At 70.0% G+C, this 14,995-nt stretch carries 11 protein-coding genes and 3 pseudogenes; 7 read left to right on the forward strand and 7 right to left on the reverse strand.

The genetic code is table 11. The annotated features are described in order from the left end of the window. Positions 1 to 365 precede the first annotated feature (365 nt). Positions 366 to 758 (reverse strand): winged helix-turn-helix transcriptional regulator, encoded by a 393-nt coding sequence (locus tag EEJ42_RS11495; RefSeq protein WP_123099849.1) that lies wholly within the window; start codon positions 756 to 758, stop codon positions 366 to 368. 107 nt (positions 759 to 865) lie between these two features. On the opposite strand from EEJ42_RS11495, the gene EEJ42_RS11500 reads away from it, so the two are divergent. The 3 genes and pseudogenes from EEJ42_RS11500 to EEJ42_RS11510 form a co-directional block, all read left to right on the forward strand. Continuing rightward, the gene (locus tag EEJ42_RS11500; protein ID WP_123099850.1) at positions 866 to 1,702 is read left to right on the forward strand and encodes an enoyl-CoA hydratase/isomerase family protein; all 837 of its coding nucleotides are present in this window, start codon (positions 866 to 868) and stop codon (positions 1,700 to 1,702) included. A 134-nt stretch (positions 1,703 to 1,836) separates the two neighbouring features. Then, a pseudogene (locus tag EEJ42_RS11505) lies at positions 1,837 to 2,274 on the forward strand (electron transfer flavoprotein subunit alpha/FixB family protein); the annotation flags it as partial. Positions 2,275 to 2,391: 117 nt separating this feature from the next. Next, positions 2,392 to 3,123: pseudogene (locus tag EEJ42_RS11510) on the forward strand (zinc-binding dehydrogenase); the annotation flags it as partial. Between the two features lie 120 nt (positions 3,124 to 3,243). On the opposite strand, the gene EEJ42_RS11515 reads toward EEJ42_RS11510, so the two are convergent. The 5 genes from EEJ42_RS11515 to EEJ42_RS11535 form a co-directional block, all read right to left on the reverse strand. Continuing rightward, a complete protein-coding gene (locus EEJ42_RS11515; protein WP_123099851.1) occupies positions 3,244 to 4,140 on the reverse strand; it encodes an SMP-30/gluconolactonase/LRE family protein in 897 nt (298 codons plus the stop codon). 15 nt (positions 4,141 to 4,155) lie between these two features. Then, on the reverse strand, positions 4,156 to 5,130 hold the full coding sequence (locus EEJ42_RS11520) for a sugar kinase (protein ID WP_123099852.1): 975 nt from the start codon (positions 5,128 to 5,130) through the stop codon (positions 4,156 to 4,158). Next, the gene (locus tag EEJ42_RS11525) at positions 5,127 to 5,756 is read right to left on the reverse strand and encodes a bifunctional 4-hydroxy-2-oxoglutarate aldolase/2-dehydro-3-deoxy-phosphogluconate aldolase (RefSeq protein ID WP_123099853.1); all 630 of its coding nucleotides are present in this window, start codon (positions 5,754 to 5,756) and stop codon (positions 5,127 to 5,129) included. The genes EEJ42_RS11520 and EEJ42_RS11525 overlap by 4 nt, the downstream gene beginning before the upstream one ends. Positions 5,757 to 5,839: 83 nt before the next feature. Continuing rightward, complete coding sequence (locus tag EEJ42_RS11530; RefSeq protein ID WP_123099854.1) at positions 5,840 to 6,586, reverse strand: FadR/GntR family transcriptional regulator; 747 nt, start codon at positions 6,584 to 6,586, stop codon at positions 5,840 to 5,842. 67 nt (positions 6,587 to 6,653) lie between these two features. Then, positions 6,654 to 7,415, reverse strand: coding sequence for an SDR family NAD(P)-dependent oxidoreductase (locus EEJ42_RS11535; RefSeq protein WP_246096371.1), 762 nt, complete (start codon positions 7,413 to 7,415; stop codon positions 6,654 to 6,656). A gap of 99 nt (positions 7,416 to 7,514) precedes the next feature. On the opposite strand from EEJ42_RS11535, the pseudogene EEJ42_RS11540 reads away from it, so the two are divergent. The 4 genes and pseudogenes from EEJ42_RS11540 to EEJ42_RS52710 all read left to right on the forward strand — a co-directional run bounded on the left by EEJ42_RS11540 (position 7,515) and on the right by EEJ42_RS52710 (position 12,721). Continuing rightward, positions 7,515 to 9,553: pseudogene (locus EEJ42_RS11540) on the forward strand (beta-galactosidase). 32 nt (positions 9,554 to 9,585) lie between these two features. Continuing rightward, on the forward strand, positions 9,586 to 10,926 hold the full coding sequence (locus EEJ42_RS11545) for an ABC transporter substrate-binding protein (RefSeq protein WP_184503036.1): 1,341 nt from the start codon (positions 9,586 to 9,588) through the stop codon (positions 10,924 to 10,926). Then, a complete protein-coding gene (locus EEJ42_RS52705; protein ID WP_246096372.1) occupies positions 10,923 to 11,867 on the forward strand; it encodes a carbohydrate ABC transporter permease in 945 nt (314 codons plus the stop codon). The genes EEJ42_RS11545 and EEJ42_RS52705 overlap by 4 nt, the downstream gene beginning before the upstream one ends. Continuing rightward, positions 11,864 to 12,721: a carbohydrate ABC transporter permease gene (locus EEJ42_RS52710; protein ID WP_246096373.1), complete on the forward strand. Its 858-nt coding sequence runs from the start codon at positions 11,864 to 11,866 to the stop codon at positions 12,719 to 12,721. The genes EEJ42_RS52705 and EEJ42_RS52710 overlap by 4 nt, the downstream gene beginning before the upstream one ends. Before the next feature lie 83 nt (positions 12,722 to 12,804). On the opposite strand, the gene EEJ42_RS11555 is transcribed toward EEJ42_RS52710, so the two are convergent. Then, a complete protein-coding gene (locus tag EEJ42_RS11555; RefSeq protein WP_123099927.1) occupies positions 12,805 to 14,886 on the reverse strand; it encodes a glycoside hydrolase family 2 protein in 2,082 nt (693 codons plus the stop codon). Between the last annotated feature and the right edge of the window lie 109 nt (positions 14,887 to 14,995).

Below are 14,995 nucleotides of genomic sequence, written 5' to 3' on the forward strand. Positions count from 1 at the left end.
GGGGCGCGGTTCCACAGATTTTCGGGCGGGTGGCGATGCCCGGCGGTGGGTGCCTGCACCACCCTCCGCACACCGGACATGCCTAAGAACTCCTCAACGAAATGGCCTTCGAGGTGGTTGGACCATCCCTGGACTGGTGCTCTGGGGGTGCGGGGTGGCACGGTCGAAGCTGTGGGAAGTCGACGACGACTGTGGTCGGTGATCGAGCCGCTGCGGACCAGGGCCGGACCATCGTGGTGACCACGCCCACGGCCGACGCCGACTCTCAGACAGTGCTCACCCCGCTGGCCCAGACCACGCTCTCCAACTGCACCAGACCAGAGGCCGGCCTCAAATGACATGCCTACAGGTGATTGCGCAGGCGGCTATGTGTCAGCCCTACTGTCGTACGCCCGCTGGCAGTTCTGGATTTCCTCGCCGTGCTCGACAGTCCAGCTGTAAAGGTGCCCGAAAGGCTCGCGCAGGGACTCGCCCAGCGCCGTGAGCGAGTACTCGACGCCGACCGGTGATGTCGGCAGTACTTTCCGCTGAATCATGCCGTTCCGCTCAAGACGACGCAGTGTCTGAGTAAGGACACGCTGCGTCACGCCCACCAAACGGCGCTTCAGCTCGTTGAACCGCGTGGGCCGTTCCAGCAGCGCCATGACCATCATCGACCACTTGTCTGCTATCTGGTCAAGGATCGGCCGGCTGGGGCAGTCCGCCCGGAAAATGGTGCGTGTTCCCGCGTCAACGCCGTGCGGGGCGGTATCCCTCATGATCCTAGGTTCTCCCAGAGTGCGTTCTTGACGGTCCCAGCGGCGTCGCCGACGGTAAGTATGCATTGCAAACCTACATGCATATCGGTAACTGATGGAGAACCCTCTTGACCACCAATGCCTACTCGACCCTGCACGTGAGCATCGAAGACGGCGTCGCCCGGATCGTCCTCGACAATCCGCCGGTGAACGTGCTCGACGCGACGATGATGCGCGAGCTCCGCACGGCGCTGGACGCCTTGAGGGGCGATTCATCGGTCCGGGTGATCGTCTTCTCCAGTGCCGACCCGGAGTTCTTCCTCGCTCATGTGGACATGCGGATCGGGGAGAGGACGGACATTCTGGAGCAGCTCGCCGCGTCGGCGCCGGCGGACGTCAATGTGTTCCAGGCCATAGGCGAGCTCCTCCGCCATCAGCCCCAGGTGACCATCGTGAAGCTCGCCGGGAAGACCCGTGGAGGCGGGGCGGAATTCGTAACCGCGGCTGACATGGCATTCGCCGCTGCCGAGACCGCCGGAATCGGCCAGATCGAAGCGCTCATGGGCATCGTCCCCGGCGGAGGCGGAACGCAGTACCTCCGTGACCGCGTGGGCCGCAACCGCGCATTGGAGGTGGTGCTCACCGCAGACCTGTTTGATGCCGAGACCGCAGCGTCCTACGGCTGGATCAACCGGGCTCTGCCGTCCGGCCAACTCGATGAGTATGTCGACCGTATCGCCCGCAATATCGCTGCCCTGCCCGATGGCGTCATCGAAGCGGCCAAGCGCGCACTGCCTGCCGAACACATCACGGACGGACTCCTCCGCGAGAACGAGGCGTGGGCCACTCAGATCGCCTTGCCGGCCGTTCAGCAGTTAATGGGCCGAGGACTGCGCAACGGGGCGCAGACACCGGCAGGCGAACGCGACCTCGAGGAACTGATGCGTAGTGCCACGCGCCAATGAGCCAGAACCAGTAGCTGACGCCGAGACGGCGGCGCGGATCGGTGGCGCGAACCCCGCAGTTCCCTGGAACGGTCGCTGCTGGAGCGCCCAGCAAGGTGCAGGTGGGCGAACGCGCGCTCCACTACCCAGAGTTGGGCTTCTCCGCGCAGGCCACCGGCACGAAGGTCACCGGCCGTACGCCGCGTGAGTCGACGGGTCGTCCGGACCTGACCGAGGCCGCGACGTGGTCTCCGGTGGCCGTGGCGTCGGCGGCGCGGAGAACTTCCCCGTCGTCGAGGCGCTCGCCGACTCCCTCGGCGCGGCCGTCGGTGCCTCGCGTGCCGCGGTGGATGCCGGCTGGTACCCGCACACCAGCCAGGTCGGCCAGACCGGCAAGTCCGTCTCCCCACAGCTGTACATCGAGGCCGGTATCTCGGGGTGCGATCCAGCACCGCGCCGGTAGGCAGACCTCGAAGACCATCGTGACGATCAACAAGGACGCCGACGCCCCGCCCTTCGACCTCGTCGACTACGGCGTGGTCGGCGACCGCGTCCCGCAGCTCACCGAGGAGATCCGGTCCCACCGGGTCTGACCGTACGAAGAAGGCGAACCAGCATGAGCGCCGCCAGGGACGCCTCCTACATCAACATCACCCGGACCGGCTGACACGTGGCCGTAGGCCGCACCTCAGCAAAAGGAGACCCCGGTCATGCCGCACGAAGTACGTGCCGTCGTCGCGCACGCCGCCAAGGAGCCCGTCACCGTCGAGACCATCCGGGTGCCGGACCCCGGCCCCGGTGAGGCCGTGGTCCGCGTACAGGCCTGCGGGGTCTGCCACACCGACCTGCACTACCGCGAAGGCGGTATCAACGACGAGTCACCGAGGTCACTGCTGGGCGACTTCGTCATCCTGAACTGGCGCGCCGTCTGCGGACAGTGCCGCGCCTGCCGCAAGGGCAAGCCGCAGTACTGCTTCAGCACTCACCACGCCAAGCAGAAGATGACCCTGCTCTCGGGGCGGGAACTCACTCCGGCCCTGGGCATCGGCGCGTTCGCCGAGAAGACCCTCGTCGCCGCCGGACAGTGCACCAAGGTCAATCCCTCTGTCACACCCCAGGTGGCCGGTCTGCTCGGCTGCGGCGTGATGGCCGGGATCGGTGCCGCGATCAACACCGGTCAGGTGAGCCGGGGCGATTCGGTCGCGGTCATCGGCTGCGGGGGCGTCGGCGACGCCGCCATCGCGGGCGCCCACCTCGCCGGAGCGTCGACCATCGTCGCCGTGGACCGCGACCCGCGAAAGCTCGACCAGGCCAAGGAGTTCGGCGCCACCCACGTCGTCGACGCCCGGCGCATCGACCCGGTGAAGGCCATCCGCGACGCCACCGACGGTTTCGGCGCCGACGTCGTGATCGACGCCGTCGGACGGCCCGAAACCTGGGAGCAGGCCTTCTTCGCCCGCGACCTCGCGGGCACCGTCGTCCTGGTCGGAGTACCGACCCCGGACATGACCGCCCCTGGAGCGGCCGGTGGCGCCGGGGCCACTGACCAGTGTCGGCGGCGCTCACCTCGGGGCTGGACTGTCGCCGCCCCAAGAGTGGGTTTCCGGAGCCCGGGCCGGTGCGGGGGCGCTGAGTACCGCGCCCGAGGCTGCCGTTGGGTGGTTCAGCCCGTGGCGGGCAGTGGTGATCAGGATGCGGGAGTCCGAGGGGTGCAGGCAGACAGAGGTGGGTTGCGGGGCCGGCACCTTCAGGGTGTGGAGCAGGCGGCCGTCGGGGTGGTACCGGCGGACTGCGCCGCCACCCCATACCGCGACCCACAGACAGTCCTCGTCGTCGACGGTCATTCCGTCGGGGCTGCCCTCATCGGTGTGGAAACGGGCGAAGGCCTCGGGACCGGTGAGGTCGCCCGTTGCCGGGTCGACCCGGCAACGGTGGATGACGCCCGCAGCGCTGTCCGCGAGGTACAGCGTCGTGCCGTCGGCGCTGAATGCCGGCCCGTTGACGATGGTGAGGCCGTCGAGGACGCGTGCCACAGTGCCGTCGGGGTCCGTACGGTACAGCGAGCCCGCGCCCGGGGTGCCGTCGTAGGGCATGCTGCCGGCCCAGAAGCGGCCGGCGGGGTCCGCGACGCCGTCGTTCATCCGGCTGGGGACGGTGGTGCGATCCTCGGGACGGTCCAGCCATTCCAGTTCGCCGTCGGCGGTGAGGAGCGCGATTCCGGTGCTCGCGGCGGCGATCCAGGTGTCCGGCCGGTCGCGTACCGGCGCGACGGCGCCGAGCGGTACGTCGAGCCGGGCCACTTGGCGGGGTGCCCGGCCGGTGCCGTCGCGCAGCTCGAAGAGGCGACCGTTGAGGATGTCCACGTACACGAACCGGCCGCCGACCCAGCGGCCGCCTTCGGCGAGCTCGTAACCGCCGTGGACCGCGATCGTCACCGGCTGCTGTTCGGCGGATGGCATGGTCGGTCTCCTCGGTCAGCGGATGGTGGTGCCCTCTGGCTGGTCGAACAGGCCGAGTTCGGCCTGAGTCGGCAAGCCTTCCCAGTCGCCCCGGGTGGTGACGGCGAAGGCCGCGGTGGTGACGGCGCGGTGCAAGCGGGCCGGGATGTCGGCGCCCTGGAGGAGCCCCGACAGGTATCCGGCCACGAAGGCGTCGCCCGCGCCGACCAAGTCGACCGCGCTGACCTGTTGCGCCGGGCAGTCGGCCGTCCCAGAGGCGCTGAAGCTGGTCGCACCGCGTGCCCCGCGCTTGATGACCACCTCGGTGACGCCTTCGGCCAGGAGGCTGTGTACGCCCTCGGATTCGCTCGCGTCGGGCCGTTCCAGCGCCAGCGGCAGCTCGTCCTCGGAGGCGATGAGCAGGTCGGTGCGGGCCAGCAGCGGCCGGAGGGCCGTGCGGGCACGGTCGGCCGTCCACAGCCGTGAGCGGTAGTTGACGTCGAGGCATACGGTGATGCCGGAGTCGCGTGCCGTGGTGGCGGCGGCCAGCGCGGCCTCGGCGGCCGACGGGCTGAGGGCGGGCGTGATGCCGGTCAGATGGAGGACACGTGTCCCGGGGGTCAGTGTGGGCAGCACGTCGGATGGTGTGACGGCCGAGCCCGCGGAGCCGGAGCGGTAGTAGCTGACGCGCGTCAGCGTGCCCGTGCGGGGTTCGGTCAGCAGCAGGCCCGTGGGGCGGCCGGTGTCGTCGACGACGGCGTGGCCGGTGTCGACGCTCTCGGCACGCAGGGTACGCAGCACCAGCGCGCCGAGCTCGTCCGCGCCGACCCGGCCGGTCCAGCGCACCCGGTGGCCGAGCCGGGCGAGCCCGATCGCGACGTTGGATTCGGCTCCGGCTACGGACAGGCCGAGGCTCCCGCCCAGCCGCAGCGCGCTGTTGGCCCGCAGCGCCGCCATCGTCTCGCCGAAGGTGACCACTTCGGGCGCGGAACGGGCGGCCTGGGTCGTCATGGCGCGTCCCGTGTGGTCGTGGCGCGGAACGCGGCCGCGCGGGTGCGGAGTTCGCCGAGATCGCCGCCGTCGGCGGCGTCCCCGAGCAGCGGCGAGCCCACACCGACGGCGATCGCGCCGTGGCCGAGGTAGTCGCGGGCGGCCGCCGCGTCCACTCCCCCGACGGGCACGATGGGCACGTCGGGGAACGGGTCCCGCAATGCCCGCAGATAGCCGGGCCCGCCGAGGGAAGCGGGAAAGAGCTTGATCGCGCAGGCGCCCCGCGCGAGGGCGAGCTCGATTTCGCTCGGTGTCAGGGCGCCCATCAGCACCGGCACGTCCCCTATGCCGGCGGACGACAGGACGTCGACGAGCGCCGGGGTGACGAGATACGACGCGCCGGCTTCCACGGCGCGGACGGCATCGGCGGCCGTGCGCACGGTTCCGGCACCCACCAGCGCCTCGGGACCGAGTTCGGCACGCGCCCGCGCGATCACCGCCGGTGCGTCGTTCGTGGTCAGCGACACCTCGATGGCCTCGATGCCCTCCTCGGCGAGGGTGAGTACGGCACGCAGGGCCGCGTCGGGGTCGGTGCCGCGCACGATGGCCAGCAGGCGATGCGCTCGCAGCGATTCCACCAGATTCATGGGACGGGACTCTCCTGGGGCGCGAAGGTTCGGGTGTCCGACGGCGGGTTGGGGCGCCTCACCAGTCGGTGAAGCGGTTGTTCTCACGGGGCTTCGTCCGGCGTAGCCCCGGCGGCATCCTCGTCGTGTCCGTCCCTCGCCTGTACGGCCGCCAGGTCCCGGGACGCCTGCGAGAGCAGCGACTCGACGGCGGTCACGGCGGCGTCCGGATCGCCCGCTTCGATGGCTCGCAGCAGTGCCCGGTGCACCGGTACGGAGTCGGAGAAGTGCTGGGCACCGTGCACGATCCGGTCGCGGATGCTCAGGCCGGCCTCGATGACGACTTCCATCCGGCTCAGCAGTTCGTTGTGGGCGGCATTCAGCAGGGCGCGGTGGAAGGCCAGGTCGGCCTCCACCATCGCGTCGGCGTCCGTCCCCGCCGCCGACATGGCATCGAGCGCCTGCCGCATCGCGGCCAGGTCGGTTTCGGTGCGGCGGGCTGCGGCGAGACGGGCGCCGGCGGGCTCGACGAGGGCGCGGACCTCGGCGAGGTCTTCCAGAAATCGTTCGGTCGGAGCGGCGCTGCCCTGCCAGCGCAGCAGGTCGCTGTCGAGCAGGTTCCAATGGGCCCGGGGCCGGATCGTCGTGCCGCGCTTCTGCCGGGATTCGATCAGTCCCTTGGACGCCAGGACGCGCATCGCCTCGCGCACCACGGTCTTGCTGACGCCGAGTTCCACTTCGAGTTTGTCCGGGTGCAGTACGGAGCCCGGCGGGTAGTCGCCGCGGATGATGCGCCGGCCGATCTCCTCCACGGCTTGGCCGTGCAGCCCCCTGCTGGGATGGGTCACCACGTTCTCCGTTTCCGCTTGGGCCCTGTTCGCGGGCCTCGCGCACAGCTCACCGCCTCGTGCGCACCGCTCACGAGGACTCCTTCATGACGCTCCATCCTCCATCAACCACAAGATTCGCGCCGGTCACATACGAGGCGTCGGCCGACGCCAGGAAGGCGACCGCGGCGGCCACCTCGTCCGGCTGCCCGAACCGCTTGGCCGCCGTGGCCGCCACGCTGAGCGCCCGGTCGGACTCCGCGATCCCGTCCCAGGCGGCGGTGAGGATGGGGCCGGGCAGCACCGTGTTGACCCGGATGTGCGGCCCGTACTCGACCGCCAGCTGCCGCGCCAGTGAACACAGCGCGCCCTTCGCCGCGGCGTAGGCGGCGTGGCCGGGCAGGCCGATGACCGCGTGCACCGAGGACGTGAGGATGACGGACCCTGATGCCTCGCGCAGCGGGGTCGCGAAGGTCTTCATTCCCCGCCAGGCAGGCTTGAGCAGCACGGCCATCTGACCGTCCCATTCGTCCTCGCTCAGTTCGTGCGCGGGCTTGTTGAGCTGGGCGAACGCGTTGCTGTGCAGCACGTCCAGCCGCCCGTGGCGCTGGTCGACGTGGCGGGCCAGGGCCTCCCAGTCGGAGGCGGAGGTCACGTCGCAGCGTACGTATTCCGCTCGTTCCCCGCCCTCCGCGATACCGGCCGCGACCGCCTTGCCCGCCGTGTCGTCCACGTCCGTGACCACGACCGCCGCGCCCTCGGCCGCGAGCCTGCGCGCCGTGGCCGCGCCAATCCCGTGCGCGGCGCCGGTGATCACCGCGACTCGCCCCGCCATCCTGCGGCATGCCGTCATCGCACGCTCTCCCTTTCCGATACTGGAGCCACGATAACTCTTTCAATTAATAATGCAAATATCTTGACTGGCTGCGGCGGCACTCCAAGACTGGCCGCCATGCAACAGGCACATGCGGTAGCTATCGACGCCCGGCGGCGCCTGCGCCCGGCCGGGATCGCCTTCGGCGGCGACTACAACCCCGAGCAGTGGCCCGAGGAGGTGTGGGTCGAGGACGTCGCGCTGATGAAGGAGGCGGGAGTCTCCCTGGTGACGGCCGGCATCTTCTCGTGGGCCAAGGTGGAACCGAGGCCCGGGGAGTTCGACTTCACCTGGTTCGACCGGGTCATGGACAACCTCGCCGGGGCGGGTGTGGCCGTATGCCTGGCCACCATGACGGCATCCCCGCCCCCGTGGCTTTCCCGGCTGCACCCGGACGTCCTTCCGGAGACCGCCGACGGCCGCCGGATGTGGCCGGGCGGGCGGCAGCACTACTGTCCCTCCAGCGGTGTGTACCGCAGCCACGCCACCCGCCTGGTCGAGCGGCTGGCCACCCGGTACGCCGGCCATCCCGCGCTGGAGATGTGGCACATCGGCAACGAGTACGGCTGCCACACCCCGATGTGCTGGTGCGACGAGTCGGCGGCCGACTTCCGGCGCTGGCTGTCCGACCGGTACGGCACCGTCGAGGCGCTCAACGACGCCTGGTCGACGGCATTCTGGGCGCAGGGGTACGACAGCTTCGACGAGGTGCTGCCGCCACGGCTCGCGCCCACCTTCCCCAACCCCGCGCAGCAGCTGGACTTCGCCCGGTTCTCCGACGACGCGCTGCTCCAGTGCTACCTGGCGGAGAAGGAGGTTCTGCGGCGGATCACCCCGGACGTTCCCGTCACGACGAACTTCATCGGGGTGCACAAGCCCGTCGACGCCTTCCGCTGGGCCGCCCACGAGGATGTCGTCTCGGTCGACGTCTACCAGGATCCGCACGACCGGGACACCCACATCGCGGCGGGGTTCATCTTCGACGTCGCCCGGTCCGCCCGCGGCGGTCAGCCGTGGATGCTGATGGAGCAGGCGCCCAGCGCGGTGAACTGGCGCGACCGCAACGGGCCCAAGCCGCCGGGGCGGATGCGCCTGTGGAGCTGGCAGGCGGTCGCCCAGGGCGCGGACGCGGTGCTGTACTTCCAGTGGCGCCAGTCCCGGGGCGGTGCCGAGAAGCACCACTCGGCGATGCTCCCGCACGGCGGCACCGGCACCCGGACCTTCCGCGAGGTGGCCGAGCTGGGCCGCGAACTCGCGTCCGCACCACAGATCGCCGGCACGCGGTGCACGGCCGACGTCGCCCTGGTGCTGGACTGGAACAGCTGGTGGGCCCTGGAGCTGGACTCGCACCCGTCCACCGCGCTGGACCAGATGCAGATCGCGCTCGCCCACTACCGGCCCTTGTTCGAGGCCGGCATCACCTGCGATGTCGTGCCGCCCGACCGCGACCTGTCCGGCTACCGGCTCGTCGTCGCGCCCAACCTCTACCTGCTGCGGGAACGCGCCGCGGAGCGCCTCACCGCGTACGTCCGCGACGGCGGCATCTGCTGGTGTCGTTCTTCTCCGGCATCGTCGACGACTGCGACCGGGTGCACCTGGGCGGCTATCCCGCGCCGCTGCGCGAGGTACTGGGCCTGCACGTCGAGGAGTTCTGGCCCCTGCCGGAGAAGGAAACGGTGAACGTGCGGCACCAGGACGGGGCGGTCAGCCCTGCCGATCTGTGGTCGGAGGTCGTCGTGCCCGAGGGGGCGGAGACGGTGGCCACGTTCGACTCGGGAGCGCTGGCCGGGCGGCCGGCGGTCACACGTAACGCCTTCGGCGAGGGGAGCGCGTGGTACGTAGCGACGCGTCTGTCACCGGAGGCCATGCGGGACCTGACGGACGAGGTGTGCCGCACCGCGGGCGCGGCGCCCGTACTGACCGGGCTTCCCGAACAGGTCCAGGCGACCGTCCGTGAGGGCGATGGCGGGCGGTTCGTCTTTCTGCTGAACCACGGCCCTGAAGAGGTCGAGGTCGGGCTGGCCGAGCCGATGACCGACGCCCTCGCCCAGGGCGCGGCCCCCTCGGACCGCATCACGCTGCCGGGTGCCGGAGTAGCCGTACTGAGCCGGCCGTAAAGCCGGAAAGCCGTAAGCCACAAGGGACACACATGAACACCTCGATACCGGCGCGGAGATCTCTTCTCCGGTGGGGAGGCGCGGCGCTTGCCGCCCCCGCCCTCAGCGCCTGCGGCCAGACCGTCGGAGCCGCCCGCACGACCCGGCAGGAACCCACGCGCCGCGGCCAGAAGGTGACACTGACCTTCTGGACGTGGGTGCCGATGCAGAAGACCGTCGACCTGTGGAACCGGACGCACCCCGACGTCCAGGTACGGATGCAGACCATCCCCCAGAACGTCCAGGGCGGCTACCAGAAGATGTACGCCGCGCTGGCGGCCGGCAACCCGCCGGACCTGGCGCAGGTCGAGTACCACGAGCTTCCCGCCTTCATGCTGGTCAACGGCTTGACCGACCTGAGCGCCTACGGGGCCGACGCGCTGCGTGGCAGGTATGCGCCGTGGCAGTGGGAGCAGGGCGTCTTCGGCGGGCGGGTCCACACCATCCCGCAGGCGTCCGGCCCGATGGGACTCTTCTACCGCCGTGACCTCTTCGGGAAGTTCGGCATCGAGACGCCCGCCACCTGGGCCGAGTTCGAGCATGCCGCACGGGTGGTCAAGTCCCGTGGCAACGGTGCCAGGCTCTGTGCCTTCGCGCCCAACCAGCCGACCTGGTTCGCCGCCATGTGCTGGCAGCGTGGCGCGCGATGGGTGCGCACCCAGGGCGACACCTGGATCGTCGACATGAACGACGACCGCTCCCGTGAGGTCGCGGAGTACTGGGAGAGAATGGTCCGCGACGACCTCGTCATCGTCGAACCCGACATGTCCAACGCCTGGTACCGGCAGGTCCAGACCGGTCAGATCGTCGCCTGGGTCGGACCGCAGTGGGGCGATGCGCTGCTGCGGGGCAACGCACCGGGCACCACGGGAAAGTGGCGGGTCGCCCCGCTGCCGCAGTGGAAGGCAGGACAGAACGCCTCCGCCAACTGGGGCGGTTCGTCCACCGCCGTCCTGCAAGGCAGCCGCCACCCGCGTGAGGCGCTGCGGTTCGCGCACTGGCTCAACACCGACCGCCGGGCCATCGACCGCAACGTGGCGGCCGGCTACGGCTGGCCCGCCGCGACGGGCGTCTTCCGCGGATCGGCACTGGACCGGCCCGACCCGTTCTTCGGCGGACAGCGGTACAACGACGTGTTCATCGCCTCCGACCGGGCCATCGACACCTCCTGGAAGTGGTCACCCACCACGGACGCCGACTTCGCCCACCTCGGCGACGCCTTCGGCGCCGCCATGGCCGGAGACGCCACCCTCACCTCGTCGCTGGCCGACGCCCAGAAACGGACCGTGGACGACCTGCTGGCCAAGGGCCTGAAGGCGAGGAGCGCGCGATGAGCACCGCGATCAGCCGGACAGCGAAGTCCGCACCGGGCGGCCGGCGGCGCACCCCCCGCCCGGACCGCGCCGCATGGGGATTCCTCCTCCCCTTCGTCGCCCTCTTCCTGTTCACCTTCGTCCTTCCGCTCGGCTATGCGCTCTACCAGAGCCTGCTCACCCCGGTCCGCTCCGGGCCGCTGGGCCTGGGCCGGGCCACCATCGGCTTCGCCGGACTGGACAACTACACCCTCGCCCTCCAGCAGTCGGACTTCCTGGAGGGCTTCGGCCGCGTGCTCCTCTTCGGCATCGTCCAGGTCCCCGTGATGCTGCTGCTGTCCACCGCCCTGGCACTGGCCCTCGACACGCTCTCCCACCGCTGGGCAGGCGTCCTGCGTGCCGCCTACTTCCTGCCGTACGGCGTCCCCGGCGTCATCGCCTCGATCCTGTGGGGCTTTCTGTACGTGCCGGGTGTGAGCCCGATCGTCGACGTGCTCGGCAGGATCGGGCTCGCCCCCGACTTCCTCGGCTACGACAGTGTGCTGTGGTCCATCGCCAACATCGTCATCTGGGAGTTCGCCGGCTACAACATGCTGGTGATCGTCGCCCAGCTCAAGGCGATCCCACAGGAGCTGTACGAGGCCGCGCGCATCGACGGGGCCGGTGCCTGGCAGACGGCGGTCCGGATCAAGCTCCCGCTGGCCCGGCCCGCCCTGGTGCTCACCGGCGTGTTCTCCATCATCGGGACGCTTCAGCTGTTCGCCGAACCGCTGGTGATCAAGCCGCTCACCTCGTCGGTCACCAGCTCCTACACACCGAACCTGAGCGCCTACAACGAGGCGTTCGCCAACAACAACATCTACCTCGCCGCGGCCGAATCGGTGATCCTCGCCCTGGTCGCGAGCGTGCTGTCCTTCGGCTTCCTCAGCCTGGTGAACCGCAAGGGAGGGGATGTCCGGTGAGCGTGTCCAAGCCGCGCGGGGTGAAGCCCTCACGGATCCTGCTGGTCGCGCTGCTGTCCCTCGCCGCGCTCTACTTCCTGCTGCCCGTCTACTGGCTCGTGGTGGCCTCCACCAAGAGCTCCGCCGGGCTCTTCGGCAGCTTCGGGCTGTGGTTCTCCGACCCGCGATGGCTGCACAACCTCTCGCAGGTCTTCTCCCACGACGACGGCATCTTCTGGGACTGGACGTGGAACAGCATCCTGTACGCCGGGGTCGGCGGTGCGCTGGCGACCCTGCTCGCGTGTGCCGCGGGGTACGCCCTCGCCGTGTACCGCTTCCGCGGGCGTGAGGTGGTCTTCAAGGGGGTGCTCGCCGGTGTGCTGCTGCCCAGCACCGCGCTCGCCCTGCCGATGTACCTGCTGTTCAGCAAGGTGGGCCTGGTCAACACCTCCTGGGCCGTGCTGATCCCCAGCGTGGTCAGTCCGTTCGGGGTGTATCTGTGCCGGATCTACGCGGAGGCGGCGGTGCCTGCCGAGGTGCTGGAGGCGGCACGCATCGACGGCGCCGGCGAGTGGCGGATCTTCGGCACACTCGTCCTGCGCACGATGACACCCGCGCTGGTGACCGTCTTCCTCTTCCAGTTCGTCGGCATCTGGAACAACTACTTCCTGCCGCTGGTCATGCTCTCCGACGACCGTAAGTACCCCATCACACTGGGCCTCACCACCTGGCAGTCGGCAGCCGACCGGCATCCCGAGCTCTACCAGCTCACGGTGGGCGGCGCGTTCCTCTCGATCCTGCCGCTGGCCGTCGCGATGCTCATCCTTCAGCGCTACTGGCGTTCCGGCCTGACCGAGGGCAGCGTCAAGGGCTGACGTCTTCGGGAGCCATACCGCACGCCGCCCCGGTGATCCGGGGCGGCCTCGCGATGGGCGCCGACGGATCACCGGGGCGCCGCTCACCTGCCCCTCGGGTTGGCCGCCTTCCGGAACGCCTCGTAGACGAGCTTGGGGCGCTCCTCGGCGAAGGTGAGCATTCCCATGAGGGAAAGGCCGTTGTAGTCCTGGTTGTACCCGGCCCGTTCCTTGTAGTCCTTGAGCACCCAGTAGGTGTAGCCGGCGACGAAGTCGCTGCGCTCGGCCACCTGGGTCCAGTGGTCGGCGAAGCGGGCCGCCTGCCACTCCTCGGTGCCCTCAGTGGTGCTCGGGCCGTGGTGGCCTGCCTGCGACCAGGTGCCGTTCTCGGTGATCAGGATCGGCTTGGCGGGGTACTTCGCATGCACCGCGTCCAGTGCCGGGCCGAGGTCGGTGTCCTTGCCGTAGAAGTAGCCGAAGTACTCGTTGAACCCGATCACATCGGCGATGTCGAAGGCGGGATCGTTGCTGGTGTTCGAGGCCCAGGTCACGGGACGGGTGGTGAGGTCGACCGCGTGCACGGCCGCCTTGAGGTCGGCGAGCCAGGCGCGGTAGACGGGGGCGCCGTCGCCATCGATCTCCGACTCGTTGTGCAGGCCCCAGAGGATCACCGACGGGTGGTTGTGCTGGTTCCACGCCATGGTCAGGGCCTGCGCCCGGGCGAGACCGTAACTGCTGGTCTGCAACTTCTCCTGGGCGGTGTTGAGCCACATGGTGTCGATGTCGTCCATGACCATCACCCCGTGCTCATCCGCCCAGTCGTAGACGTACGGGTGGCGGTTGTAGACGCAGTTGCGGATGAAGTTGGCGCCCAGTGCCGGAATGTGGCCCAGCTCCGCGTCGTATTCGGCCCGCGTCATAGCCCTGCCGTGCACCGCGGTCTCCTCGTGCCAGTTGACGCCCTTGAGGAACACCGGCTTGTCGTTCAACCGCAGTTGCGCGCCCGCGACCGATACGTCGCGCATCCCGTAGACCGTGGACAGCGTGTCCACCCGCGGGCCGTGCGGTCTTGAGGCGGTCAACGTGGCACGGGCCGTGAGCGTGTGCGGGGAGCCCGGGCTCCACCGTGGCGCGCCGGGCACGGGAACCGAGACGGATACGACGCCGACCGATCCCGCTGCGATCCGGGCCGGGACGGCGATCGGCCCTTCACCGCTCCCGTGGCCGGGATCCAGCGTGAGATAGCCGTTGAAGGCGGTGGTGCCGTGGTTCTCGACGACGGCCCGCGCCTCGAGCCTCCCCTTCGCACCGGCCGTGAGCAGCTTGGCGATGGCGACCTTCGGAACCGCCTCGATCCAGGCGGACCGGGTCAGACCCGCGTAGGGCCAGTAGTCGACCGGCTTGTAAGGAATCTCGTAGTCGTCGGTGACCGGTTGTGGGGTCGCGTCCGTGTAATCGGCGTGGCTCGCCCGGCGGAAGACCCGGACCGCGATCGTCTGCCGCGTCCCCGGCCGGAGGGCCTTGGCCGCGGGTAGCGCGAAGGGTGAGTTCGCTCCTTCGTGTTTGCCGAGGTGGGTGCCATCCAGCCAGACCTCGGCGCTGTAGCCGGCGGCCAGGAAGGCCAGGCGCACGTGGCGGGCACGCCAGGAGCCGGGAACGTCGACGGTGGTGCGGTACCAGGCGTAGCCGTCGGTGAACGCCGTGCCCGTGCCGAAGGTGGCGGTCTCGGTGGCGAATCCGGGCGTGTCCAGCAGGTCCCAGGCGGCGGGGACGTCGATGAGGCCCCATGCGCTGTCGTCGAGGTGCGGGGACTCCCAGCCCTGGTCGAGGCCGCGGTTGCGGGGGTCGAACCGGAAGCGCCACCGCTTGGCCAGGGACAGATACTCGCGGGTCGGCTCATGGGTGCGCCAGCCGTCGAAGTCGGGGAGCACCGCGCCGTATTGGAAGACGACGTTGGTGCCGCCGACGCTGCGCACATGCGTGCCGGACGGCTCTGTGTCCGGATGGGTGTCGAGCACCGGGCCGCCCGAAGCGGTCGCGGTCGTACCGGCTGCGGCCCAGGCGCGGTCCGGCCATGCCGGCAGGGCGAGGCATCCGGCGGCGCCGAGCCCGGTGACGACGGCGCGCCGGGACGGGCGGCCAGGCGTCGGGGGGCGCTGCTCCGACGGGTGGGTGCGATCGGTCATGACGTGGGACTCCCTCGGCTCACCGTCCGCGCGCAACTCGTGGGCGTTCGCACGGTGGTTGGTGACATGCATGTGTCCGTTCGCCCCAAGAGCCTGGACAGCCAGGGGT

It is taken from the genome of Streptomyces botrytidirepellens, from assembly GCF_003721215.1.
GTDB lineage: Bacteria > Actinomycetota > Actinomycetes > Streptomycetales > Streptomycetaceae > Streptomyces > Streptomyces himastatinicus.

Bases quoted from the DNA above. Each gene is read 5' to 3' on its own strand.
- EEJ42_RS11535 (WP_246096371.1), bottom strand. From the start codon at position 7,415: ATGACGGCATGCCGCAGGATGGCGGGGCGAGTCGCGGTGATCACCGGC.
- EEJ42_RS11545 (WP_184503036.1), top strand. From the start codon at position 9,586: ATGAACACCTCGATACCGGCGCGGAGATCTCTTCTCCGGTGGGGAGGC.
- EEJ42_RS11495 (WP_123099849.1), bottom strand. From the start codon at position 758: ATGAGGGATACCGCCCCGCACGGCGTTGACGCGGGAACACGCACCATT.
- EEJ42_RS11555 (WP_123099927.1), bottom strand. From the start codon at position 14,886: ATGACCGATCGCACCCACCCGTCGGAGCAGCGCCCCCCGACGCCTGGC.
- EEJ42_RS11525 (WP_123099853.1), bottom strand. From the start codon at position 5,756: ATGAATCTGGTGGAATCGCTGCGAGCGCATCGCCTGCTGGCCATCGTG.
- EEJ42_RS11520 (WP_123099852.1), bottom strand. From the start codon at position 5,130: ATGACGACCCAGGCCGCCCGTTCCGCGCCCGAAGTGGTCACCTTCGGC.
- EEJ42_RS11515 (WP_123099851.1), bottom strand. From the start codon at position 4,140: ATGCCATCCGCCGAACAGCAGCCGGTGACGATCGCGGTCCACGGCGGT.
- EEJ42_RS52705 (WP_246096372.1), top strand. From the start codon at position 10,923: ATGAGCACCGCGATCAGCCGGACAGCGAAGTCCGCACCGGGCGGCCGG.